The organism is Citricoccus sp. NR2, assembly GCF_027594385.1.
Classification (GTDB): domain Bacteria; phylum Actinomycetota; class Actinomycetes; order Actinomycetales; family Micrococcaceae; genus CmP2.
In genome coordinates this window covers 1,576,946-1,599,774 of sequence record NZ_CP115154.1, presented here as the reverse complement: position 1 = coordinate 1,599,774, position 22,829 = coordinate 1,576,946, and the positions used below count along the sequence as shown (strand labels likewise).

Annotated in this window: 21 protein-coding genes and 1 tRNA gene; 9 read left to right on the top strand and 13 right to left on the bottom strand. The window is 66.2% G+C overall.

Features of this window, described 5'->3' with window-relative positions:
- Positions 1-258: 258 nt before the first annotated feature.
- Positions 259-1,431, bottom strand: a complete 1,173-nt coding sequence (locus tag O1A05_RS07515) for a cystathionine gamma-synthase (RefSeq protein WP_270107410.1) — start codon at positions 1,429-1,431, stop codon at positions 259-261.
- A gap of 62 nt (positions 1,432-1,493) precedes the next feature.
- Positions 1,494-3,014 (bottom strand): pyridoxal-phosphate dependent enzyme, encoded by a 1,521-nt coding sequence (locus tag O1A05_RS07510; protein ID WP_270107409.1) that lies wholly within the window; start codon positions 3,012-3,014, stop codon positions 1,494-1,496.
- A 59-nt stretch (positions 3,015-3,073) separates the two neighbouring features.
- On the opposite strand from O1A05_RS07510, the gene O1A05_RS07505 reads away from it, so the two are divergent.
- Complete coding sequence (locus tag O1A05_RS07505) at positions 3,074-4,081, top strand: DNA-3-methyladenine glycosylase family protein (RefSeq protein WP_270107408.1); 1,008 nt, start codon at positions 3,074-3,076, stop codon at positions 4,079-4,081.
- On the opposite strand, the gene trxA is transcribed toward O1A05_RS07505, so the two are convergent.
- The 3 genes from trxA to O1A05_RS07490 all read right to left on the bottom strand — a co-directional run bounded on the left by trxA (position 4,082) and on the right by O1A05_RS07490 (position 5,383).
- On the bottom strand, positions 4,082-4,486 hold the full coding sequence (trxA, locus tag O1A05_RS07500; RefSeq protein ID WP_270107407.1) for a thioredoxin: 405 nt from the start codon (positions 4,484-4,486) through the stop codon (positions 4,082-4,084).
- Positions 4,487-4,566: 80 nt separating this feature from the next.
- The gene (locus O1A05_RS07495; RefSeq protein ID WP_270107406.1) at positions 4,567-5,175 is read right to left on the bottom strand and encodes a FadR/GntR family transcriptional regulator; all 609 of its coding nucleotides are present in this window, start codon (positions 5,173-5,175) and stop codon (positions 4,567-4,569) included.
- A 126-nt stretch (positions 5,176-5,301) separates the two neighbouring features.
- Positions 5,302-5,383, bottom strand: a tRNA-Tyr gene (locus O1A05_RS07490).
- 191 nt (positions 5,384-5,574) lie between these two features.
- Between O1A05_RS07490 and O1A05_RS07485 the strand changes: the two genes are divergently transcribed.
- Both O1A05_RS07485 and O1A05_RS07480 read left to right on the top strand, forming a co-directional pair.
- On the top strand, positions 5,575-6,063 hold the full coding sequence (locus O1A05_RS07485; RefSeq protein ID WP_270107405.1) for a YajQ family cyclic di-GMP-binding protein: 489 nt from the start codon (positions 5,575-5,577) through the stop codon (positions 6,061-6,063).
- 33 nt (positions 6,064-6,096) lie between these two features.
- Positions 6,097-6,606 (top strand): hypothetical protein, encoded by a 510-nt coding sequence (locus O1A05_RS07480; protein ID WP_270107404.1) that lies wholly within the window; start codon positions 6,097-6,099, stop codon positions 6,604-6,606.
- A gap of 90 nt (positions 6,607-6,696) precedes the next feature.
- Here O1A05_RS07480 and htpX read toward each other — a convergent pair whose 3' ends face one another.
- From htpX to O1A05_RS07465, 3 genes are all read right to left on the bottom strand, one after another.
- Positions 6,697-7,584, bottom strand: coding sequence for a zinc metalloprotease HtpX (gene htpX / locus O1A05_RS07475; protein ID WP_270107403.1), 888 nt, complete (start codon positions 7,582-7,584; stop codon positions 6,697-6,699).
- Positions 7,585-7,659: 75 nt separating this feature from the next.
- On the bottom strand, positions 7,660-8,997 hold the full coding sequence (locus O1A05_RS07470; protein WP_270107402.1) for an MFS transporter: 1,338 nt from the start codon (positions 8,995-8,997) through the stop codon (positions 7,660-7,662).
- A 24-nt stretch (positions 8,998-9,021) separates the two neighbouring features.
- Positions 9,022-10,434 (bottom strand): FAD-dependent oxidoreductase, encoded by a 1,413-nt coding sequence (locus O1A05_RS07465; protein WP_270107401.1) that lies wholly within the window; start codon positions 10,432-10,434, stop codon positions 9,022-9,024.
- Between the two features lie 180 nt (positions 10,435-10,614).
- Here O1A05_RS07465 and O1A05_RS07460 point away from each other — a divergent pair, with 180 nt between their 5' ends.
- The 4 genes from O1A05_RS07460 to O1A05_RS07445 are packed head-to-tail and all read left to right on the top strand — an operon-like array spanning position 10,615 to position 14,114.
- Positions 10,615-12,282, top strand: a complete 1,668-nt coding sequence (locus O1A05_RS07460) for an L-lactate permease (RefSeq protein WP_270107400.1) — start codon at positions 10,615-10,617, stop codon at positions 12,280-12,282.
- Positions 12,283-12,336: 54 nt separating this feature from the next.
- Entirely contained in the window at positions 12,337-13,068 is a 732-nt protein-coding gene (locus O1A05_RS07455) for a FadR/GntR family transcriptional regulator (RefSeq protein ID WP_270107399.1), read from the top strand.
- Positions 13,069-13,077: 9 nt separating this feature from the next.
- Positions 13,078-13,620, top strand: a complete 543-nt coding sequence (locus tag O1A05_RS07450) for a hypothetical protein (RefSeq protein WP_270107398.1) — start codon at positions 13,078-13,080, stop codon at positions 13,618-13,620.
- A complete protein-coding gene (locus O1A05_RS07445) occupies positions 13,617-14,114 on the top strand; it encodes an HIT family protein (RefSeq protein WP_270107397.1) in 498 nt (165 codons plus the stop codon). Before O1A05_RS07450 ends, O1A05_RS07445 begins: the two co-directional genes overlap by 4 nt.
- A gap of 10 nt (positions 14,115-14,124) precedes the next feature.
- Here the strand turns inward: O1A05_RS07445 and O1A05_RS07440 are convergent, their stop codons facing one another.
- Together O1A05_RS07440 and O1A05_RS07435 are read right to left on the bottom strand one after the other, a co-directional pair.
- Positions 14,125-15,201: a polyprenyl synthetase family protein gene (locus tag O1A05_RS07440; protein ID WP_270107396.1), complete on the bottom strand. Its 1,077-nt coding sequence runs from the start codon at positions 15,199-15,201 to the stop codon at positions 14,125-14,127.
- Between the two features lie 10 nt (positions 15,202-15,211).
- Positions 15,212-16,576, bottom strand: a complete 1,365-nt coding sequence (locus O1A05_RS07435; RefSeq protein ID WP_270107395.1) for an NAD(P)/FAD-dependent oxidoreductase — start codon at positions 16,574-16,576, stop codon at positions 15,212-15,214.
- A gap of 21 nt (positions 16,577-16,597) precedes the next feature.
- Here O1A05_RS07435 and O1A05_RS07430 point away from each other — a divergent pair, with 21 nt between their 5' ends.
- A complete protein-coding gene (locus O1A05_RS07430) occupies positions 16,598-18,007 on the top strand; it encodes an isochorismate synthase (protein WP_270107394.1) in 1,410 nt (469 codons plus the stop codon).
- A 24-nt stretch (positions 18,008-18,031) separates the two neighbouring features.
- Here O1A05_RS07430 and O1A05_RS07425 read toward each other — a convergent pair whose 3' ends face one another.
- The 3 genes from O1A05_RS07425 to O1A05_RS07415 form a co-directional block, all read right to left on the bottom strand.
- Complete coding sequence (locus O1A05_RS07425) at positions 18,032-18,631, bottom strand: PadR family transcriptional regulator (protein ID WP_270107393.1); 600 nt, start codon at positions 18,629-18,631, stop codon at positions 18,032-18,034.
- Between the two features lie 75 nt (positions 18,632-18,706).
- Complete coding sequence (gene menD / locus O1A05_RS07420; protein ID WP_270107392.1) at positions 18,707-20,446, bottom strand: 2-succinyl-5-enolpyruvyl-6-hydroxy-3-cyclohexene-1-carboxylic-acid synthase; 1,740 nt, start codon at positions 20,444-20,446, stop codon at positions 18,707-18,709.
- 10 nt (positions 20,447-20,456) lie between these two features.
- Positions 20,457-21,491 carry an o-succinylbenzoate synthase gene (locus tag O1A05_RS07415; RefSeq protein ID WP_270107391.1) on the bottom strand — a complete coding sequence of 345 codons (1,035 nt, stop codon included), beginning with the start codon at positions 21,489-21,491 and terminating at the stop codon, positions 20,457-20,459.
- Positions 21,492-21,734: 243 nt separating this feature from the next.
- Between O1A05_RS07415 and O1A05_RS07410 the strand changes: the two genes are divergently transcribed.
- Entirely contained in the window at positions 21,735-22,811 is a 1,077-nt protein-coding gene (locus tag O1A05_RS07410) for a phosphatase PAP2 family protein (protein WP_270107390.1), read from the top strand.
- Positions 22,812-22,829: the final 18 nt, after the last annotated feature.

Here is a 22,829-nt window from a genome sequence, read left to right as displayed (position 1 = left end):
CGCACAGCATGTTGGGAGCGTGCTCGGATGGTCATCTACCTGAGGTGATCTTCCGGCGACATCCCTGCGTGCACGGTCCAACATCGTGCTACTTTCACTTCCCTGACGCTGACGCTCAGCGCTTCACAGGCACACCCACGGGACGCAGTTTTTCTGCGGCAAACGGTGTGGGGGATAGACCGGATCTGGTCTCAGTACTCCTCCAGTGTACGTCACATCCGCGCAGCCCCCGTACCCGGGGCCCGCGCACGTGAGCAATCACACCTGTTTCAGGGCCCGATCCAGGTCGTCGATGAGGTCGGCGACGTCCTCGATGCCCACGGAGAGACGCACCAGATTGTCCGGCACGGCCAGCTCGGTGCCGGCGACCGAGGCGTGGGTCATCTCGGCCGGGTAGTTCATCAACGATTCGATGCCGCCCAGGGATTCGGCGAGCTGGAACAGGCGGGTGTGCTCGGCGACGGTGCGGGCTGCGGCTGCTCCCCCGGTGAACTGCACGGAGACCATACCGCCGAAGCCGGACATCTGACGCGCGGCCAGCTCGTGGTTGGGGTGGTCGGCCAGTCCCGGGTAGAGAACCCGCTCCACGCCGGGCTGGGAGGTCAGCCAGTCGGCGATCTGGGCGGCGTTGGACACGTGGCGATCCATGCGCACCCCCAAGGTCTTCAGCCCGCGAGTGGTCAGGTAGGCGTCCAGCGGGCCGTTCACCGCGCCGGCGGCGAACTGCTGGAACTGCACCGCCTCGGCCAGCTGCGGATCCTCCACCACCACAGCTCCTCCGACGACGTCGGAATGGCCGCCGATGTACTTCGTCGTCGAGTGCACCACCACGTCGGCGCCCAGGCTCAGCGGCAGCTGCAGGTACGGGGTGGCGAAGGTGTTGTCGACCACCAGCAGGGCGCCGGCGGCGTGGGCCAGCTCGGCGAGGGCGGAAATATCCGAGATCTTCATCATCGGGTTGGAGGGCGTTTCCAGCCACAGGATCTTGGTCTTCTGCGCGGCCAGTGCTTTCTCTACGGCGGCCAGGTCGCCCATGTCGACGACGCTGTGGGTCATCTGCCAGCGCCCCAGGATCTTGTTGATCAGCCGGTAGGTGCCGCCGTAGACGTCGTTGCCCATGACGATGTGGTCGCCGGGCTCGGCCACGCCCATGATGAGCGCGGTTTCGGCGGCCAGACCGGAGGCAAAGGTGAACGCCCGGGCGCTCTCTTTCGAGGATTCCAGAGCCGCCAGCTGGGCCTGCAGCGAGTCCCGGGTGGGGTTGGTGCCGCGGCCGTAGTCGTAGCCCTGGCGCAGCTGGCCGATCTTCTCGGGCGCATAGGTGGTGGAGAGGTGCACGGGCGGAACCACGGCTCCGGTGATCGGTTCGAAGTCTTGCCCGGCGTGGATGGCGCGGGTGTTGAAGCCGGTGGTGGGGGTGTTCTCAGTCATCTCTGCGGTGCCTTTCGTTGCGGCGGTGACGTCGGTCGGGACGGGCGATGGGGAGGCGGGGGTCACTCCCCCAGGCGGGCCACCAGGTCGTGAACGGTGAGGATGCCCTGGATGACGCCGTCGTGGGCCACCATCACCGCGCCGGCGGAGCGCAGCACCGGGTACACCGAGGCTGCGGTGGCGTGCACGGAGACCTGCGGCAGTGCGGCGTCGGCGTGGGTGAGCACCTCGTCCTCGGGACGGGCGGTGCCGTGCAGGACCTGATCGGCGAGCCCAGCGGAAGATACGGAGCCCAACACTTCGCCAACGCGGAGATCATCGCGCATCTGGGAGACCACGGGTATCGCGTCGATCCCGTAGCGGTTCATGGTGGAGAGCGCCTCGGCCACGGTGGTGGTCTTGACGGCGGAGACCACCGAGGGCAGGGAATCCGGCAACCACGTGCCCTTCTCGGCCACGATGTCGCCGATGCGCAGCCCGGCCACGGAATCCAACAGGTTGGCGCTGGCGCTCGAGGTTCCAGCATCGGCACCCTGGGGCTGGGTGCGCGGGTCGGCCGCCCCTCCATCGCGGTAGGCGGAGCCGAGGGTGTCCGGCACCGGTGTCTCGGCGTGCTCGACGGTGAATCCCTGGGTGTCCATCCAGGAATCTGAGAAGATCTTGCCCAAGTAGCCGCGGCCGGAATCCGGGAGAATGATCACCATGATGTCGTCGGGCCCGAGCTCCTGAGCCGCGCGCAGACCGGCGACGACCGCCATCCCGGAGGAGCCGCCCACGAGCAGCCCTTCTTCAGCGGCCAGGCGGCGGGTCATCGCGAAGGATTCCGCATCGTTCACCGCATGGATCTCGTCAGGGACGGCCGGATCGTAGTTGCCCGGCCACATGTCCTCGCCCACACCCTCCACGAAGTAGGGGCGGCCCTCTCCTCCGGAGTAGATGGACCCATCGGGGTCGGCCACCACCACGCGCACCGGCCCGGATTCTCGGTCGGCGGAAACCTCTTTGAGGTAGCGTCCGGTGCCGGTCACAGTGCCGCCGGTGCCCGCACCGACCACCAGGTGGGTGATGGCGCCATCGGTGTCGTTCCAGATTTCCGGTCCGGTGGACTCGTAGTGCGACTGCGGTGCGGCCGGGTTGAAGAACTGGTTGGGCTGGTAGGCGCCGTCAATGTCGGCTTCGAGCCGGTTGGCCACCCCGTAGTAGGAGTCCGGGGAGTCCGGGGCCACCGAGGTTTTGGTCACGACGACTTCGGCACCGTAGGCCTTGAGCACGTCGCGCTTTTCTTGCCCCACCTTGTCGGGGGTGATGAACACGGAGCGGTAGCCCTTCTGCTGGGCTACCATGGCGAGTCCCACGCCGGTGTTGCCGGAGGTCGGCTCGACAACGGTGCCGCCGGGGGCGAGCTTGCCCTCGGCTTCGGCCTCCTCAATCATCTTCAGCGCGATCCGGTCTTTGATGGATCCGCCCGGGTTGAGATACTCCAGCTTGACCAGCACGGTGGGGGCCACATCGCGGGCCACGGAGTTCAGTTTCACCAGCGGGGTGCTGCCGATGAGATCCAAGACGTTCTCGGCGTAGTTCATGGTGTCCACGGTACCGGCAGGGACGGGGGAAACAGGAATACCATGGTGCTGATCTGCTCATGAATCGCAACAATCATCCCCCAGCGAACATCGCCCGCGCGCACCGCACGCTCGTCCCCGCCGCACCGCTCGATGTGGCTCGCACGTTGCGTCCCCTGCAGCGCGGCACCGGCGATCCCGCGTTCCGCCTCACCGAGCAGGGTCTCTGGCTGGGGCTGCGCCACGGTGGCGTGCCCGTGAGCGTGCACCTCCGTTCCCGGACGCGGCTGGGGCTGGATGCTGAGGTGGAACTCGAGGCGTACAGTCCGGACCCCAGCACGGCGGAGGCACTGCTGGACAGGGCCGAGATTCTCCTCGGTGTCGACGCGCAAGCCCTGGCCGGCTGGGCAGAATTTGATAAGCGGCTACAGCGAGATCAACACTGGCGCATGTTGCTCCCCGAATGGGTACCTGAGGCACGACGACGGCGTCCGGGGCTGCGCTTTCCGGCCACCGGCGCCCTGGTGTCGCAGCTCTTCGCGGTGGTACTGGAACAGAAGGTCACCCACGATCAGGCCCGCGCCGGCTGGCGCTGGCTGCTGCGCTCCGCAGGCGAACCCGCCCCGGGGCCGGTACCCGAGGGGCTCCGGGTGCCACCGGATCCCGAACAGGTCCGGCTGATCCCCTCCTGGTGTTGGCACCAGGGCTGGGTGCAGCCGGCGATGTCGCGCGCCATGCTCCAGGTGGCTCAACGGGCGTCCGCCCTGGAACGCCTCGCAGTAACAGAACCGGTGGACCGCTTGGCGTTAACGATCACCGCCGTCCCCGGGATCGGCCCGTGGACGGCGGCGGAGACTCTGCAGCGCACACACGGTGCGGCAGATGTGGTCTCGGTGGGTGATTATCACCTTGCCCATCAGGTGGGTGAGGCGTTAACGGGGCGACGCACCGATGACGCCGGAATGCTCGAGTTACTCGAGCCCTTCCGCGGTCATCGTCACCGGGTGGTGCGTCTCTTGCTTTCCGGGGGGATGCGCTTTGCGCGGTTCGGTCCGAGGCTGGCGCCCACGGATTTTCGCGACCGCTAATTAGCTCTGTTCGTCGGAGCCTTCCGGAGCACCGGACTCGTCGGCGTTCTGCTGGGCGGCAATCTGTTCGCGGACCTGGTCCATGTCCAGCTCCTTGACCTTGCTGACCAGCTCTTCGAGCTGCTGAGCGTTGATCGCGCCGGGCTGGGCGTACACCAGCACCTTCTCGCGGAACGCCATCAGCGTCGGGATGGAGGTGATGTTCGCTGCGGCGGCCAGGCCACGCTCCGCCTCGGTGTCGACCTTGGCGAACACGACGTCCTCATGCTTCTGGGACACCTGGTCGTAGACGGGAGCGAACTGCTTGCACGGCCCGCACCAATCTGCCCAGAAGTCGACCAAAACAATGTCGTTGTCGGTGACGGTGGTCTCGAACTCTGCTTCAGTGATATCAACTGTTGCCATAGGTTCAGCCTAACGAAGCAGAGCGCGCAACGATACCGGGAATCAACGCTGGCAGCGAACACGCACGCGACCAAAGCAGATCACTCTGAGGTGTCGGACTCATCCCGCGGTGCGCTCACTACGAGGTCGCGGTCCATGTGTTCGGCGCTGAGCCGGGCGGCGGCCACCACTCCGCGGTGGAACTGCCCCGGCGTCGGCAGGTTCATCATCGCTGCCAACCGGTCGCGGCGGTATTCGTCGGACTCTGTGTCAATTTCCGTGGGACGGTCGCTGATGTCGAGAGCCCGGCGCAAGGTGTCCACGTGTTCTGGGGTCGCGTGCAGAGCCGCGTCATGAGCCGATTGGACGCCAACAGCACGCCGGTAGGCCACCAATTCCGCTGCCGGAAATGTACCAAAATAATGGGTGAGCAGCCGCTCCGAGGGGGTCTGGGCGCGAACGAAAGTCCCGCGCGACACCTGAGGTTCCAGCACACCCAGGGCCACCAGAGATTGCACCGCTTCACGCACCGCGCTGCGCCCCACCTGCAGGGTCTCCCTCAGTTCCGGTTCAGTGGGAATTCGCGAGCCGACGGGCCAGGAACCGCTGACAACTTGGCTGCGTAGGTAGCGCAGCATTTCCTCCGAGCGCGACCGGGTGGGTCCGTGTACTGCGGAGTGTGTTGAACCGGCCCGGCGTTCTCGTCTCACAAGCTCAACTCCATGTCAGCCTCTCGGCGGAATTCACGGATATGGTGCCGTACGCGAGTGCGGAGATACAGCAAAGGCTCCGAGCTGGTGCTCGGAGCCTTCCCCGGTGTTCACTACCGTATTCCGTGGCAGATGAGGGATTCGAACCCCCGTAGGCAATGCCAGCTGATTTACAGTCAGCCCCCTTTGGCCGCTCGGGTAATCTGCCGCGGCCGTCTCTGCACAAGCAGAAGACGAACGAGATAAAAGGTTACCCGATCCGGTCCTCTTTTTCGAATCGACCCGGCCCAACGTGATCAGCGTCGCTCCGTCATGTCGCAGCCGGGGCGGGTGCCGGTAGGCTGAGTCTGAAATATTCGCGGTACAGCCGTGCCGTCACCATTCGACCCAGGAGGATCTGTGGCCAGCGATTCAACATTCGACGTCGTCAGCAAGGTGGACTCGCAGGAAGTCTCCAACGCGCTGAATCAGGCACAGAAGGAGATCGCACAGCGTTACGACTTCAAGGGTGTCGGCGCCGAAGTCGATTTCTCCGGCGAGAAGATTCTGATGAAGGCCAACTCAGAAGAGCGCGTCAAGGCGGTCCTCGACGTCTTCCAGTCCAAACTGGTCAAGCGCAATATTTCGCTGAAGTCCCTCGACGCCGGTGAGCCATTCGCCTCGGGCAAGGAGTACCGGATCGAGGCCGCCATCAAAGAAGGCATCGACCAGCCGACGGCCAAGAAGATCTCCAAGCTCATCCGCGATGAGGCCCCGAAATCCGTCAAAGCCACCATCCAGGGCGACGAACTGCGCGTTTCGTCCAAGTCACGCGATGACCTGCAGGAGACGATCTCGCTGCTGAAGGATTTCGAAGACGCCGCACTGCAGTTCATCAACTTCCGCTGACCTACTGCCCCACCTGACGAGAAGGGACACCTCGTGCTCTACCTGCTGGATGCCGATGGCACCGTCTACCAGAATTCGATGTCGGTGGGCCGCGCCCTCGTACGGCGCAAAATTGAGCGGAAATCGCTGGATACCCTGAAGTGGAAGCCCGCACCAGAAACCGTGACCATGGAGCGCGTGCTCCGCGCGGCGCTGCGGTTCGGCATTCCCACCGGGCGCGGGCTCATCGTGGCCGCTGGCTACGTTCGCACCTTAGAGGCCCCTGACCTGCTGGACGACGGCCGCAGCCAGCAACGGGATCTCACCGAACAGCTGGCCGTACTGCCCGATCCCACCCCGCAGTTCGGCGCCGCCCCGACGGACGCCTACCGGGCGCGCCTGACGAAGCTCTCCGAGCAGCGCAGCGCTGCCGAGGCCAAGATGACGGCATCGCTCGAGCGTGCTCAGTCGCAGCGCGATGATCTCCTGCAAGCACCCATCAAAGATGATCTCGCTGAGCACTGGGCATCCGTTGTCAAGAACCTTTCGCGGCAGGCTTCCTAGCCTCCCGTACGAGACGTCAGTCGACCCCCAAACCCATCGATGGGCTTGGGGGTCGATTCGTTTCTGTCAGTTCAGCTGAGTTGGTGAGAATTACTCCAGCTGGCCCTGCGACCGGGCCATCTGTTCCAAACGACCGATACGGTCAGCCATCGGCGGGTGCGTGGAAAACCATGCCTGAGGCTTCATGCGGAAGGGGTTGGCGATCATCATGTGCGCGGTGTTGACCAGTTTCTGGTTGTCCTGCGGAAGCGGGGCAGCCTGAACGCCGTGCTCCAGCTTGTACAGTGCGGACGCCAGTGCCAACGGGTCTCCGGTCAGTGCTGCGCCGTCCTGGTCAGCATCGTACTCGCGTGAGCGGGAGATCGCTGTCTGCACGAGGGCTGCGGCCAGTGGCGCCAGCAAGGACATACCAATCAGAGCGATGATGGCCAGCGGCCCGCCGTTGCGATCGCGTCCGCCACCGCCGAAGAACAGCAAGAACTGTGCGACTGAAGTGATCACCCCGGCTACCGCTGCGGCCACCGAGGAGGTGAGGATATCGCGGTTGTAGACGTGCATCAGCTCATGACCGAGCACACCACGCAACTCACGGGCATTCAAGATGCGCAGAATCCCCTCCGTGCAACACACCGCCGCGTTCTGCGGATTGCGGCCGGTGGCAAAAGCGTTCGGGGATTCCGTCGGTGAAACGTAGAGCCGCGGCATCGGCTGACCGGCCTTGTCCGAGAGCTCACGGACGATGCGGTACATCTCGGGCTGCTCTTGCTCGGTCACTGGGTAGGCCTGCATCGCGCGAATCGCGATCTTGTCGGAATTCCAGTAGCTCACCGCGGTCGAAACCACACCGATACCAGCGAATACGAAAATAAACGCCGGAGTGTTCGTCGAGTACGCAATCACACCGCCGATCGCCAACAGCAGGGCGAACATCACGCCGAAGAGCAGCACCGTCTTAAATCGGTTGTTGTGTGTGTGCATCCGCTTCACTCCTTGGACACGACCGGGGAGGCAATTCTCAACGCCTTTGCTTCAAAATTCTACCCAGTAAATCTGTCAAGCAACTGGGTGCCGGGAGTCATAGCGCAAGAACCCGGGCGCGACGGCGACGGCGATACTCACACCAATGACGCAGAGGATCCCGCCGGAGATCATGGTGATGGATTCACCGACACCACCGGCGACGGCCCCGGTGAGCATCTCCCCGATGCGAGGGCCACCGGCCACCACCACGATGAAGACGCCCTGCAGTCGGCCGCGCAGGTGATCCGGGGTGGCGGTCTGCAGGATGGTGTTGCGGAAGATCCCGGACACCGAATCTGCGGCACCAGCAATCACGAGCATCAGCGCGGCCACCCACAAGAACAGTGCGCTCGGTGCTCCCAGCTCTGCCTGGCGTACACCCAGCCAGACCACCACGCCAAACCCAGCAATCGCCAGTCCCCACACCACGATGGACCAGTACACCGCCCGGCCTTGAGCGGTGATGCGGGTGAAGGTCCCGGAGAAGAGTCCGGCGATGAAGGCTCCCCCGGCGATGCCGGCGAGCAGCATGCCGGTGGCTGCTTCGGCTCCGTCGCCGGCCCCGGAGGTCGACCCGGTGACCTGGACGCCGATCAGCAGCGCGCCGACGGCAGGCAATACAGCGCGCGGGAAGGCGGTGGCCATGGCGATGATGTCCACGATGAACGTCATGCGTAGGTTCTTGCGGGTCCCCAGGAACCGGAACCCCTCCCACACCGAGCTCAGGCCCACCATCCGCGAGCGCCTCTCTCCAGCTCGGGCTGGGTCCTGCTCGGGCGGCATCGAGGGCAGTTTCCACACCGCATACAGGGTGAACAGGAAGGTGACAGCGTCGATACTGTACGTCCAGGCATAGCCAATGGACGCCACCAGCACGCCAGCCGCCAACGGTCCGGCCATCATGGCCACCGAGAAGGTGAGCATGTTCAACGCGTTGGCTGCGGGCAACAGGGTGGGCCCGACCAGCGCCGGAATGATGGCGCCCCGGGTGGGCTGGTTGATGCCGGAGGCCCCGGAATGCAGGGCGATGAGTCCGTACAGCACCCAGATGTTCTCGATCTGCATCCAGGCGTGCGCGCAGATCGCCACCGTGGTCAGCCAGAGCACGAACGATGAGGCCAGCGCCACCTTGCGTCGATCCAGGTGATCGGCCACCGCACCGCCGTAGAGCCCGGCAATAACCAGCGGCACCAGGGCGAACGCGCCCAGCAGCCCGACATAAGCAGAGGAGCCCGTGAGGGCGAAGATCTCCAGCGAGACCGCGACCAGCGTCAGTTGGGTGCCCACCGCCGAGAGCGAATTGCCCACCCAGAGCCGCCGGTAGTCGCGGCTGACTTTCAGCGGGGTGATATCGGCGAGGAAGCGGGGCACCGCTTCAGCCTAGCTCAGGTGAGGTCAGCCGAGGTTGCGGGAAATCTCCACCATCTCGGCCCGCTCCACGACCTTCACACGCTCGCGCTGGACCGGCCCGGCCTCGCTGCGCTCCTGGCCCAGGGACTGCTCGTGGGCATCCAGGGCCAGCCAGCCCTCCCACGTCGTGTATTCCACACCGCGGTCTTCCAACAGCTGCAGGATGGAGGCTTCAGACGGCTCGGCGGCAGTGAACAGGTGCTCGGCGTCAGCCAGCAGATGGGTGATGGTCTCCAACGCGTCGGACTTGGTGTGTCCGATCAGCCCCACCGGGCCGCGCTTGATCCATCCGGAGGTGTAGATTCCGGGCACCGGAGTACCGGCGTCGTCGAGCACCCGACCCTCCTCGTTCTTGATCACGCCGCGGGTCTCGTCGAACTCCACCCCGGCCACGGGCGAGCCGAAGTAGCCCACCGCCCGGTACACGGCCTGAACCGGGTAGTCGAGGATCTCGCCGGTGCCGGTGACGTTTCCGGTGCCGTCGAGTTGCATGCGCTCCATACGGAGCCCGGTGACGACACCGGACTCCCCCACGATTTCCACGGGCTGCTGCAGGAAGTGCAGGTGCAGTCGACGCGAAGCGGCCTGGGCTGGGTCGCGCTCTTCCTGCTCCATCAGCCAGTTGGTCAGGGTGCCCAGCATGGTCTTGATCTGGTTGTTCGTCTCGGCGGCCTGCTCGGAGGCCTCGTCGAACTCGAAGTCCTCAGGGTAGAGCACAATGTCAACGTCGCGGGAATGAGCCAGCTCGCGCAGCTCCAGCGGGGTGAACTTCACTTGGGCGGGGCCGCGGCGGCCAAAGATGTGCACATCGGTGACGGCGGAGTCGCGCAGCCCGGCGTACACGTTGTCCGGGATTTCGGTGACGAGCATGTCCTCGGCGTGCTTGGAGAGCACCCGGGCCACGTCCAGGGCCACGTTGCCGTTGCCGATGACGGCAACTTCGCGGGCGGTCAGCGGCCATTCACGGCTGACATCCGGATGACCGTCGTACCAGTTGACGAAGTCGGCGGCACCGTAGGATCCGTCCAGGTCCACCCCGGGTACGTCGAGTTCGGCGTCGCGAATGGCGCCGGTGGAGAAGACGACGGCGTCGTAGTGGCGGCGCAGATCTTCCAGACTCACGTCGCGACCAAAGTCGACGTCGCCGAGGAACCGGATGTCACCGCGGTCCATCACCTTGTGCAGGGCTTTAACGATGCCCTTGATGCGCGGGTGGTCGGGGGCCACCCCGTAGCGGATGAGCCCGTAAGGGGCCGGATAGCGGTCGAACAGGTCGATCGACACCTCGAAGGGTTTCTCGGCTTTGGTGAGCAGATCGGCGGTGTAGACACCGGCAGGGCCGGCGCCGACGATGGCGATGCGCAGCGGGCGCGAGGGAGTCGATGCGGTTTCGGTCACGGTCCATCCTTATATGCGGTGAGGTTCGCCTCCACTGTACCCGGCACAGCCCGTCACGGCACCCGCTTCCCCGCCATCGTGCCACCAGCGAAAATCAGGATTGACCGATGTGATGCATCTCATATAAAGTCTGTGGTCAGACCACTGTGGTCGGACCACATCAACAGCAGGAGGCCCATCGTGGACACCTTCACCGCCCTAACCGATGCTGTGGGCAACAGCGTCGGTCTCTCCGCCCTCGTCGGCGCACTGCCGCTGATCACGTTCTTCGTCATGCTGCTGGCAGTCAAGGCCCGCGCCCACATCTGTGGTGCCGTGGCCTTGCTGGTAGCTCTGCTGGTCTCCATTGTCGGATTCCAGATGCCCTGGGACCTGGCAGTCCTCTCGGCCACTCAGGGCGCAGTCTTCGGGCTCTTCCCCATTGTGTGGATCGTGGTGCTGGCGCTGTGGTTCTACCAGGTCACGGTGCTGAGCGGCCGCTTTGAAGACATGCGCACCCTGTTCGACACCATCGGCGGCGGCGACCTGCGCATCCAGGCGATTCTGATTGCGTTCTGCTTCGGCGGACTGTTGGAGGCCCTGGCAGGATTCGGTGCCCCGGTGGCCATCACCGCCACCATGATTCTTGCCCTCGGGCTGAAACCGCTGAAGACTGCGACTGTTGTGCTCATTGCCAACACGGCTCCCGTCGCGTTCGGCGCCGTCGGTATTCCGATCACCACCGCCGGGGTACTCACCGACCTGGACCCGAACACCATCGGAGCCGTGGTCGGTCACCAGGCCCCGCTGTTGGCCGTGATGGTGCCGTTCTTCCTGTTGTTGATCATCGACGGACGTCGGGGTCTGCGCGAGGCCTGGCCGGCAGCCCTGGTGATCGGTGCCTGCTTCTCGCTGGCCCAGTGGTGGAGCGCCACCTTCTTCTCCTACGAGCTCACCGACGTCGTCGCCGCCCTGGCCGGTCTGGCCGGTGCTGTGATCCTGCTGCGCTTCTGGAAGCCGCGCGGCACCGAAGAAGTCCGTCAGCGCTTGGGCGTCGATGCACCCGCCCCGGCCGAGACCCTCACCGCGGTGCGCGTGTGGATGGCGGTGCTGCCCTACGTCATCGTCGTCGCAGTGTTCGGCATCGCCAAGCTATGGACCGTCGGAGTGAACGTACCCGCGGCCCTGGCTGGCACCGATCTCAAGCTGCCCTGGCCCGGACTGGATGGGCGCCTGGTGGACGCCGCCGGGGACCCGATTTCCGGCACGGTGTACAACTTCCAGTGGCTGTCCAGCCCTGGCACCCTGTTGCTGATCGCCGGGCTGATCACCGCCGTCGTGTATGCGATCTTCCACGGCAACGGCGCCTTCCGCCTCACCCTGGGCAACGCCGTGGCCGAGATCGGACGCACCATGTGGAAGATGCGCTTCGCCGCGATGACCATCGTGTCGGTGCTGGCCCTGGCCTACGTCATGAACTTCTCCGGCCAGACCATCGCCATGGGCACCTGGGTGGCCGGGCTCGGAGCGGCCTTCGCCTTCTTCTCCCCGGTGCTGGGCTGGATCGGCACCGCCGTCACCGGTTCGGACACCTCCGCCAACGCCCTCTTCGCGAACCTGCAGAAGACCGCAGCGCTGGAGGCCAGCCTCGACCCGCATCTGATGACCGCGGCCAACACCTCCGGCGGCGTCGTCGGCAAGATGATCTCTCCGCAGTCCCTGGCCATTGCCGCCACAGCCGTGAGCATGGACGGCAAGGAGTCCCACATCTTCCGGGCCGTCATCTGGTGGTCGGTGGGGCTCTTGCTGCTGCTGTGCACTGTGGTGTTCCTGCAGTCCAACGTGCTCGCCTGGATGCTGCCGCTCTAAGGCACGACGGCGGCGGGTATGATGAAGCGGTCATTCTGAACTCAGGAGTACATCGTGCCCGCTGCCTCACGCGCCTACACCATCGTTCTCGATTGGCTGGAACAACGTCTTCGCTCCGGTGAGATCGCGGTGGGCGACAAGCTGCCCAGCGAACGCGACCTGGCCGAGGAATTCGGCATCTCCCGGGCCTCCGTGCGCGAGGGAGTGCGGATCCTGGATGCCATGGGACTGGTGCGCTCGGCCACCGGTTCGGGTCCGCGCGCCGGCGCGGTGGTCATCTCCGAACCGTCCACCGCCCTGGCCTGGGCGCTGCGGATGCACATCGCCACCCAGTCGCTACCGGTGTGGGATATCGCCCAGACCCGGTTGCTGCTGGAAACCCAGTCCGCCCGGGATGCGGCCGCCGCACCGGAGTCGGAGCAGCGTCAGGAGGTCCTGGATCGGGCTGCGGCGTTGCTCGACGTCATGGATGATCCGGACCTGCCCTCGTTCCGCTTCCACGAGCTGGACACGGAGTTCCACACAGTGCTGACCTCGCTGGCGGGCAACGTGGTGGTGGAGACCATCATGGACTCGCTGCGCCAGGCCACGATCGGCTACGTGCAGGAAACCGTGGCCGGGCTCTCCGACTGGCCCGCGGTGCGCTCCGAGTTGCAGGTCCAGCACCGGGCGATCCTGCAGACCTTCCGTGACCGCGACGGCGAGGCAGCGGCCGCCACGTTGCACCACCACATCACCTGGTTCTACCGTCTGAGCGCGCCCGACAGGGACTCTGTCGACCACTAGACTGGTGGCATGGCCTCATCGCGTTCTGTTTCGTCCCGCCGTTCCTCCGACCCCATGGATGTGTTCACCCCCGCGTACCGTCGGCTGGTCCCGGAATTGCTGGGCATCGAATGGAGTGCTCAGGAAGGTATGAGCGCCCAGGAGTTCGGCGCACGCTGCGCGCAGAGCCCGGCGGCCGAGCACTTCACCGAGACCGATCTGCAGATCCCGGTGGCGCTGAGTCGGTTCTATCTGGCCGTGGGCGGTTGCGAAGAGGTGTTGGAAACCGACCACTTTTTCTTCGCGCCCGAGGAGTTCGACGTGCGCGACGGGCATCTGATGTTCCTTGAAGACGCCGAGGAGTCCACAGTGTGGGGCATCCCGGTGGACCAGCTGAGCCTGCCGGACCCGCTCGTCGCACAGCGCAGCTCCGGGGCCGACGCCGAGACGGGCGCGTGGCGTCCGCTGGAGGGCACGGTGTCAGAGTTCATCACCGACTTGTTCGCCTGGATGCTCGAGACCGCCGAGTCTGAGTCCGGCAATGAGCGCGACGACGAAGATGGGCGCTCATGAGCGGGGCACGGGCTTTCCCCTCGCACGCCCCGGAGCATTACGTGTGCCCGTTCTGCGGGCTGGTGAACGGTGATGTCACCGACCCAGGGAATCGCTGCGCATTAGAAGACCTCGTCTATCAGGATGACGAGCTGATCGTGTTCATGGCGGTCGACGGGTTCGGTCCGCACGAGGGCCACGCCATGATCAGTCCCGCCGCCCACATCGAAACCCTCTACGAGATGCCGGATCGGGTGATGCAACGCATCGGCCTGATGGCCCGTCAGGTGGCGATCGCGATGAAGGACGCCTGGTCGCCGGAGGGCATCAGCACCCGCCAGCACAACGAGCCGGCCGGGAATCAGCACGTGTGGCACTACCACCTGCATGTGTTCCCGCGGTACACCGATGACATGCTCTACCGGCAGCTGCGCCACCCGGTGGATCCGGAAGTGCGCGCGGTCAAGGCGCAAGAACTGGCGGCGGCACTCGACGCCGCTCCGACGCTGATCTGAACCCAGCAGCTCAGCCGTTGCGGTGCACCACGTAGTCGGCGAACTGGGCCAGGGCCTCGGTCACCGGAGTGGGCTCCAGCGGCTCCAGCGCCTGCTTGGCCCGGGCGGCCCAGGCGCGGGTGAGCGACCAGGCTTCGTCGATCACCGGGTGGGACTTCACCGCCTGCACGGCGGCATCCAACTGTTCATCCGTCTCCAGCGGGCCGTCCACCAGCTCGAGCGCGGCCACGGCGTCGTCGTCGCCATTCTGGGCGGACTGACGCAGCAACAACACGGGCAGGGTGGCCACCCGTTCACGGAGATCGGTGCCCGGGATCTTCCCAGAATTGGCCTGTTCCGCGGTGAGGTCGATGATGTCGTCGGCCAGCTGGAACGCCATGCCCACGTAGTCGCCGTACGCTTTCATGATCTCGATGGTGGTCTTATCGGAGCCGCCGTGCAGCGCACCAAGACCAGCAGAGGCGGAGATCAGCGACGCCGTCTTGCCGTTGATCACCTTCAGGTAGTGCGCCAGCGGGTCCTCATCGTCCTGCGGGCCAACGGTCTCCCAGAGTTGCCCCATCACCAGAGCCTCGAAGGTTTCGGCGTGGACTTTGATGGAGTCGTAGCCCATCTCGGACATGCCCAGCGAGGCCCGGGCGAAGATCAAATCGCCGGCCAGGATCGCCACCAGGTTCGACCACTGGCGGTGAGCGGTGGGGGCGCCGCGGCGCAGTTCGGCCTCGTCCATCACGTCGTCGTGGTAGAGGGTGGCCAGGTGGGTCAGTTCCATCACGGTGGCCACGCGGCGCACCTGTGAGGAAATCTCCACGGTGGTGCCCGCAGCCACGTTCGGGTCGGCCAGCAGGGAGGCGAGCACGGTGAGCAGCGGACGCACGCGCTTGCCGCCGGCGTCGAGCAGGTGCCGGGAGACGTCGTCTGCCAGCCGATCGGCGTTAGTCAGGGCAGCGGCCAGCTCATCCTCGATCACGCTCAGGGAGTCGACGAGGGCGCTGACCAGCTGCTCATGCTCTTCCAAGGCGTCGAACCCGGGAGGCAGGCTGAGGGTCGCGGCCAGGCCTGCTGCGTCGTCGGTTGCGGAACTCACCTGCACCACACTAGCGAACTTGGACCGCTGATGCGCCCTGATTGATCTGGGTGTCCTGCGTGGAAGCGGCCGGCACCATGGACTCGATGATGCGCACGGCCCGGTCCACGGCCGAACCGCCGTCGGGATCCACCACGTTCGACATGATCTGCACGACGACACGCAAGAGGGCCGGAACGCTCATCCCGGTGGCCAGCGCGGCGCGCAGCACCTGCGGGTGGCCGATGAGCCGGGCGAACACCGTGCCCAGGGCGAAATGGGAGCCCCACTCCTCGCGGGTCAGTCGCGGGTAGCGGGAGAGCTGGGCCTCCCGACCCGACACGGTGGGCGAAGCCAGGGCAGTCACCGTGAGGTCAGCAGCATGACGCGCGGCTTCCATGGCAAAGGAAATACCCTCGCCGTTAAATGGGGACACCATGCCTGCAGCATCGCCGACCAAGAGCATGCCGGGCACGTACTGCGGGGTGCGGTTGAAGCCCATGGGCAGCGCCGCCGAGAGGATCTTGGAGCTGCGGGTCTCCTCCGAAATGCCCCAGGACTCGGAGAGCGCGCCGGTCCAGTCCTTGAGCACGGTCCGATAGTTCAGGGTGCCGAATTGGGGCGAGGTGTCGAGGATGCCCAGCCCGACGTTCACGGTGCCATCGCCCACCGGGAACAGCCAGCCGTAGCCGGGCAGCGGGTTGCCGTCGGCGTCGGGCAGCTGCAACCAGGACTCGATCCAGTCGTCGTCGTGGCGCGGGGAGTCGTAGTAGGCACGCACGGCCACACCCATGGGACGGTCGTCGCGCTTCTCCAGACCCAGGGAGACAGCAGTCCGCGTGGAGTTGCCATCACAGGCCAGCACGACGTCGGCGTAGAAGTCCTGGAATTTCCCGGTTTTGCGCCCGGTCTCGGAGAGCAGTTCGGCACGCAGTCCGATCACCGTACCTGCGGGCGATGTCAGCGCCTCGGTCACCGAATGGCGTTGCAGCAGCCGGGCCCCGGCGGCGACGGCGTGCTCGGCGAGCAGATGGTCGAAATCGTGGCGGGTGCGCACCAGGGAGTAGTTCGGCCAGGTGGCCGTCTCCGGCCAGGGCACCTCCACCGCACGTCCGTGAGCCACCAGCCGCAGCCCGCGCATGTGCCGCCAGCCCTCGGACTCCGGGTGGTCCAAACCCATCAGATCCATCTCACGGACCGCCTGCGGGGTGAGCCCATCTCCGCAGACCTTCTCCCGCGGGAAAGCCGTCTTCTCCAACACGATCACGTCCACCCCGGCCTGGGCCAGATGCCAGGCAGCGGTCGCACCGGCGGGGCCTCCCCCGGCAATGAGCACCTGAGCTCGATGGTCGCTGCGGGCAGGGGCGGCCGGGGGAATGCTCTGGGTGGGAACCATACCGGCTAGTCTAGGTGAGTCATGACTGAACTCGTGTGTGTTGTCCGGGCGGTGAACCCCGCGTCGGTGCCGATACCTGCCCTGCTCGATATTGGCCCCACCTCGATGTGGTGGCGTCATGGTGCCGGACTGCTGGGCTGGGGCGAGGCCGCCGTCACCACCACCCGTGGCCCCTCCCGCTTCGCCGATGCCCGCGACTGGTGGGAAGACACGGCCGGGCGCGCCCGAGTCTTCGGCGACACCGTGCCGGGTCGGCACGTACCGGTGGCCTTCGCTTCGTTTACCTTCGATGCCCGCTCCCGCGCCGAGTCGGTGATCACGGTGCCCGAGATCCTCATCATCAACCGCCCGGAGGGCACCTGGCTGGTGTGGCAGCGCCCCATGGAACACACCGATGAGCTCTCCGTACGCAAAGCCGCCTCCGTCACCACCGAAGAGATGATGGATCGGGCCCGCGAGTTCTGGGACCCGGTGGGCACCGCCGTGCACTTCAAACGCAAAGAGATCGCCGACTTCCCCTGGCCGCGCACCTCGGTTCCCGTCCATGAGCTGCAAGCTATCCCCAGCGCGGCCATGGGTGAGCACGACTACGTCGAATCAGTGGCAGAGGCGCTATCCGCCCTGCAGCGCGGCCCGGTACGCAAAATCGTGATGGCTCGTGACGAGGTGGTCTACCTGCCCGAGGGCATCGATGTGCCCCGCACCCTCACCCGCCTCACCCGCGACTACGAGCATTGCTGGACCTACCTGGTGCACGGCCTGGTCGGGGCCACCCCGGAGTTGCTCATCGCCCGCAAGGAGGGCCACGCCGAGGCCCGCGTGCTGGCCGGTACCGCCGATCGGAATGTGGTGGATGCCGAGCGGCAGTTTCCCAGCACCGACGCGGACGAGGCCTATGTGGCCGAGCAGCTGGTGAACCATCCGAAGCAGCGCCAGGAACACCGTTACGCCGTCGATTCCCTCGTTGAACGGTTACAGCCCTACACCCGTTCCCTGCACGCCCAGGACACCCCGTTCGTGCTACGGCTGCCCAATGTCTGGCACCTGGCCACAGACGTCTCAGCAGAATTGAACGACGACGACGGCGCCCCCGTTTCGGTGGTGACTCTGGCCGAGGCGGTGCACCCGACCGCCGCGGTGGGCGGCACGCCGCGAGACCAGGCAGTCGACGAGATCCACCGCCTTGAAAACGAGAAGCACGGCATGGACCGTGGCCGCTACGCCGGGCCGGTGGGCTGGATGGATGCCCGCGGCGACGGCGAATTCGGTATTGCTTTGCGCGGGGGCCAGCTGGAATCGCCCCACACCATCCGCCTCTACGCGGGCTGCGGTATCGTCGCCGGTTCCGACCCGGAGGCGGAGCTGGCCGAGACCAAAGCGAAGATGCGCCCGATGCTCTCCGCCTTGGCGGAGCTACCCGAGTCCGAATAGCAGACCCCGCGCAAGGCGGCCGAGCTAGACCTCGACCCGGCCCTCGCCGAGCTGGTCGACGAGCTTCAGCCCGCGCTTGGCCCAGTCGATCTCGTGCTGGGCCTGATCCCGCTTGCCCTCGTAGGCGAAGAGCTTGAAGGCCAGGATCCGCTCGTGATCGTCCGCGGAGTAGTGCTCCAGCCGACGAGCAATGGTGGGCTGCTCCCGGCTGGAGATCGCCTCCAACTGCTGCTCCGCATGCGCCCGTTCGGTTTCAAAGTGTTGGATGTGGGCCCTCAGCTGCGCTGCGACCGCCGCGGAATCCGCCCACTCAAAGTACGCGGCTTTTAGTCGGGCCGGATCCCGGTCCGGAGTGTAGGGCTGCACCGTGGCCTGCCAGTCGCGCACCGCTTCCCGCCCCTGGTCCGTGATCAGATACTGGGTCTTGGTTGCGCCCTTGGATCCCCACGGCACCGATTCGGCATCCAGCAGCCCTTCCTTGTGCATGCGGCGCAGTTCAGGATAGATCTGCGAGTCAGCGGCGTGCCACACATTGCCCACCGACGACGAAAACTGTCGGGACAGGTCATAGCCGGTCATCGGCTGGGTGGTCAGCAGCGCCAACAGCGCCATCCGCAGACTCATAGTGATTGATCCTTGTTCTGTGTTGGTACTGGTTGCCCTACATCGGGCCAGCCCACCCGCAATGGGTGAGCTGGATCACCTAAAAGTAGCACGGACGCGCCGAGCCACTGCCGCACGCACTTCCGGGCGCGCCTCGCGATTGGAGACGACTTCCAACACCCGGCGGCCTTGGGTGGGTCCGCCCAGCGCGGCGATGACGTCGTATTCCGAATTCAGCCGCCGGTATGCCACCCCGTGAGCCGCACACAGCGCACCCAGATCAGCGTGGTGCGGGGTGCCGAAGAATCGCTCCACCGTGCCCGCCATGCCGGGTCGTCGCGCCACGTCGCCGTGCTCGAGCCCGGCGAAAATCGCACCACCCTGATCATTGATCACCACGATGTCGAGGTCCGGTTCCTCTTCCTCCGGCCCCAGCCACAATCCGTTGGTGTCGTAGAGGAAGGTCAGATCCCCGCACAGTAAGGTGGTGCGCATCCCGGAGGCCAGGGCGATGCCCGACGCCGTGGACACCGTGCCGTCAATGCCGGCCAGCCCGCGGTGGGCGTACACCTGCGTCTGCGGGCTCATCGGCGGCCGCCAAGCCTGGTCGACGTCGCGGATCACCGAGGAGGAACCCAACACGAGGTTGCCCTGGGTGGTGGAGGCCAACAGCTGTGCGACCCGCATCGCCCCGGGCCGGCCCACTTCGTCCTGGCGTTCATTCAGCGCCTGCTCCAGTGCCGACTGCGCGCGCATTGACGCCGCCTGCCAGGCCGCCAACCAGCCCGGAGCGCCCTGTCCGGACCGCCGAGCCAGCTCCCCGAGGTTGTCTACGAGCTCCTCGCGGCGCCGCCCCTGCTCGAACCAGCCCACGGGCTTCGGGTGATACAACACGGTGGACACATCCTCTCGACGCATCAGGGCCGAGAGCTGGCGGGACAGAGTGGGGCGGCCGAACATCACCACCTGTTGGATGTGCTCGCCCAGCGGATGAGCGTCGCCGCCGAGCCCGCCCTGCGGCCCCAGCAGCAACGGATAAGCAGCCAAAGCGTTGCGGCCAAACCGGGCGTTCGAGCTGGGTTCGGCCATGAGCGGCAGCCCCAAGGCGGAGGCGAATTCCGAGGCCAGTGGCCCGGCGTCGTGCCCGGCCACCACCACGGTGCGCCGTTCCGGTAGCTCGGTCACATAGAGATTCAGTTCCTCCCCCACGGTCTGGGCCGCCGGCACCACGGGGGTGGGTCCGGTGGCGGCGGCAGCGGTGGGACGCAGGTCCTCTGGCTGCGGCACCAACGGCTCCCGGAAGCGCAGGTTCAGGTGCACTGGACCCGGGGCGGATTCGCCGACGCCGCCGCCGAAGCGCACGGTGTCGAGTACCTGGGCGTGCAGTTCGGGCGCGGTGTTCTCATCGCCGCTGAGGGTGATGGTGCGGCGGGTGTGCACCCCAAACAGCGAGCGCTGGTCGGTGGTCTGGTTCGCACCCGTGCCTTGCAGCTCATCGGGGCGGTCCGCGGTGATCGCCACCAGGCGCACATCGGCATGGGCGGCCTCCATCATGGCCGGCAGCAGGTTACCGGCGGCGGTGCCCGAGGTCGTCACCACCGCGGCGGGACGGCCGGAGGCCAGGGAGAGACCGAGTGCGGTGAAGGCGGCGGATCTCTCGTCGACCCGCACGTGCAGGCGCATCTGCAGCCCGGTGCCTTCCAGCTCATCACCGGCTACCTCGGCCAGCGCGTACACCAACGGGGCGGAGCGGGAACCGGGGGCTACCACCACTTCGCGCACCCCCGCTTGACGGAGCGCGGATACCGTGGTGCGAGCCGTGAGCAGTGAATCCATGAGACCCATCCTAGGTGGGCTCGACCGCGCTGAGGACTCGGTGCGCGTGAATGAGGCGCTGACGCCACCACTGTTCCCGTTCGGCGGGCAGGCGCAGCCGCTCCAGCGCCCGCGGGTCGGGTTCGGGTGCGGGTCGCACGGCCAGCGCCCCGTGGTGTGGCACCCACGGATCGGCGACGACGTCGTCGGCAAACAGTGCGGCGGTTCCTAACCCGCAGGCGTAGGGCAGTCTCGGCAGTGCAGCCGCCAGCGCCACTCCCCCGGCCAAACCCACCGAGGAATCCAGGGCGGAGGACACCACGGCGTCTAGCCCTGCGGCTTCCACAATGCTCAGCGCCCGGCGCACCCCACCCAGGGGTTGGACTTTCACCACCGCCAGATCCGCAGCACCGGCACGGGCCACCGCCAGGGGATCGGTCTCCTTGCGAATCGCCTCATCCGCGGCCAGCCGGGTGGACACCCCGCGTTCCGCCAGGGCTTCGCGTAGTCGAGCCAGCCCCTCGATGCCGGGAACCGGCTGCTCGGCGTACTCCAGCTTGGCGATCTCCGCGATACGGCTGAGCGCCTCCACGGCTTCGTCATGCTTCCACCCGGCATTGGCATCGATGCGCAGGCCCACCTCAGGTCGTTCCCTGTGCACCGCGCGCACCCGCGCCAGGTCATCGTCCATAGACTGTCCGGACTCGGCCACTTTGATCTTTACCGCCGTGATGCCCTCTCCAAAACGGGACAGCACCCCCGGCACCTGCTCCGCAGTCACCGCCGGCACGGTGGCGTTGACCGGGATGGATTCCCGCACCGGTTCCGGCCAGCCCCGCCAGCCGGCCTCCACCCCGGCGGCCAGCCAGCGGGAGGATTCAACGGCGTCGTATTCGGGAAACGGGGAAAACTCTGCCCAACCGTAGGGGCCGCGCAGCAACATCACCTCGCGCAGCGTGGTGCCGCGGAACCGGGTGTTCATGGGAAGCCCCACCACCACCGCTCCGTCCAGCAGCTCCTCCACCGGGGGCGGCACGGGCAGCGGGAGGATCTCGGTGGAGTTCATGGGGCTGATTCTAACGGGCGCACAGGAGGACATTGATTCCCTGCACGGTACTGAAAACCGGCGTCGTGAGGCTGAACAATCCGTATGCACCAGCGATGTTGACGGCTCTTTCTTAAGAGACTCGCCGGTTTTAACGCACTCGCTTCGTTCAGGGGTCCTTCAAGACGATGCGCACGGGTAGCAAAATATGACGCGGCCCTCTCCCCTCTCCGGCTCAGCCCGAACATCAGCGACAATGGAAGAGTGACTGAGCATCGTCCTTCCGAACCCATCTCCGCGCGACGGCCCCTGCCCGTTCAACCGCCGCGAAACGCTGGTGCGCCGGAGCCGGACGACGTCGAGATTCAGTCGGCCACCGATCTGAGAGTGCCCATTCACCCGACCCGCGGCTTGCGCACAGCTCCGGCCTACGTGCCGGAGGCGCGACGCCTGCCCGGCGCTCGTGTCTGGGCCTGGCTGATAGCCGTCATCGTCCTCGGTGTGGGCTTGGGCTTCGTGCACCGGATTTTCGTCACGTCCAACACGGGCCAGATCTGGGAGTACGCGGCCCTGCAGTCGGCCACGGAGTCCCTGCCTGATCTGCACGCCGCCACCTCACAGCTGCTGCAGCACCTGCCACAGGTGGTAGGGATCATCGCCATTTTGGCCTTCATTGTGCTCACCGTGTATCGGCGGCGCTGGCTGGCTTCGCTCATTGCGGCAGCCACCTTCGGGGCAGCCAACCTCACCACGCAAGTGCTGAAAAACATCGTGCTGGATCGCCCGATGCTGGAAAACGGCGTGCCCTACTACACCGGCAACTCGCTGCCCTCCGGGCACACCACCTTCGCAGCGGCTGCTGTCGTTGCGGTGTTCCTCGTGGTGGCGCCCCGTTGGCGTCCTGCGGTCGCGTTCATTGGCGCCCTTTTCGCCACCGCCGTCGGCGTGGGGACGTTTGTCGAGGCGTGGCATCGTCCCTCGGACATGGTGGCGGCGTACCTGGTGGCCGGCATCTGGGGGCTGGTCGGCGGATTTGTCACCTTCCGCACCGGGGCGAACTGGAACATGCTGTCCTCGCGCACGCACCGGTACCCCTGGCCTTCCGGGCATCCGATGTGGGACGTGCTGATGTGGCTCACCGGTGCCGCCATGCTGGCCGGAGCCTGGTTGGCATTACTGCCGGTGGGCGGAGCAGAAGCGCTCCCCGCAACCGTGGACTCCGGGTTCGGCACCTCCGCCTGGTATCTACTCTCCGGGGCGCTGTTCTCCGCGGGCGGCGGCTTCCTGCTGTTTGCGCTGCTGTCCTCGTTCTTCCGCTGGGAAGCCGGGCGGAAGAACTGACTACGACGACGACGGGCC

Bases quoted from the DNA above. Each gene is read 5' to 3' on its own strand.
- O1A05_RS07445 (WP_270107397.1), top strand. From the start codon at position 13,617: ATGAGCGGGGCACGGGCTTTCCCCTCGCACGCCCCGGAGCATTACGTG.
- menD (WP_270107392.1), bottom strand. From the start codon at position 20,446: ATGGATTCACTGCTCACGGCTCGCACCACGGTATCCGCGCTCCGTCAA.
- O1A05_RS07435 (WP_270107395.1), bottom strand. From the start codon at position 16,576: ATGGTTCCCACCCAGAGCATTCCCCCGGCCGCCCCTGCCCGCAGCGAC.
- O1A05_RS07415 (WP_270107391.1), bottom strand. From the start codon at position 21,491: ATGAACTCCACCGAGATCCTCCCGCTGCCCGTGCCGCCCCCGGTGGAG.
- O1A05_RS07510 (WP_270107409.1), bottom strand. From the start codon at position 3,014: ATGAACTACGCCGAGAACGTCTTGGATCTCATCGGCAGCACCCCGCTG.
- O1A05_RS07425 (WP_270107393.1), bottom strand. From the start codon at position 18,631: ATGAGTCTGCGGATGGCGCTGTTGGCGCTGCTGACCACCCAGCCGATG.
- O1A05_RS07450 (WP_270107398.1), top strand. From the start codon at position 13,078: ATGGCCTCATCGCGTTCTGTTTCGTCCCGCCGTTCCTCCGACCCCATG.
- trxA (WP_270107407.1), bottom strand. From the start codon at position 4,486: ATGGCAACAGTTGATATCACTGAAGCAGAGTTCGAGACCACCGTCACC.
- htpX (WP_270107403.1), bottom strand. From the start codon at position 7,584: ATGCACACACACAACAACCGATTTAAGACGGTGCTGCTCTTCGGCGTG.
- O1A05_RS07430 (WP_270107394.1), top strand. From the start codon at position 16,598: ATGACTGAACTCGTGTGTGTTGTCCGGGCGGTGAACCCCGCGTCGGTG.
- O1A05_RS07505 (WP_270107408.1), top strand. From the start codon at position 3,074: ATGAATCGCAACAATCATCCCCCAGCGAACATCGCCCGCGCGCACCGC.
- O1A05_RS07515 (WP_270107410.1), bottom strand. From the start codon at position 1,431: ATGACTGAGAACACCCCCACCACCGGCTTCAACACCCGCGCCATCCAC.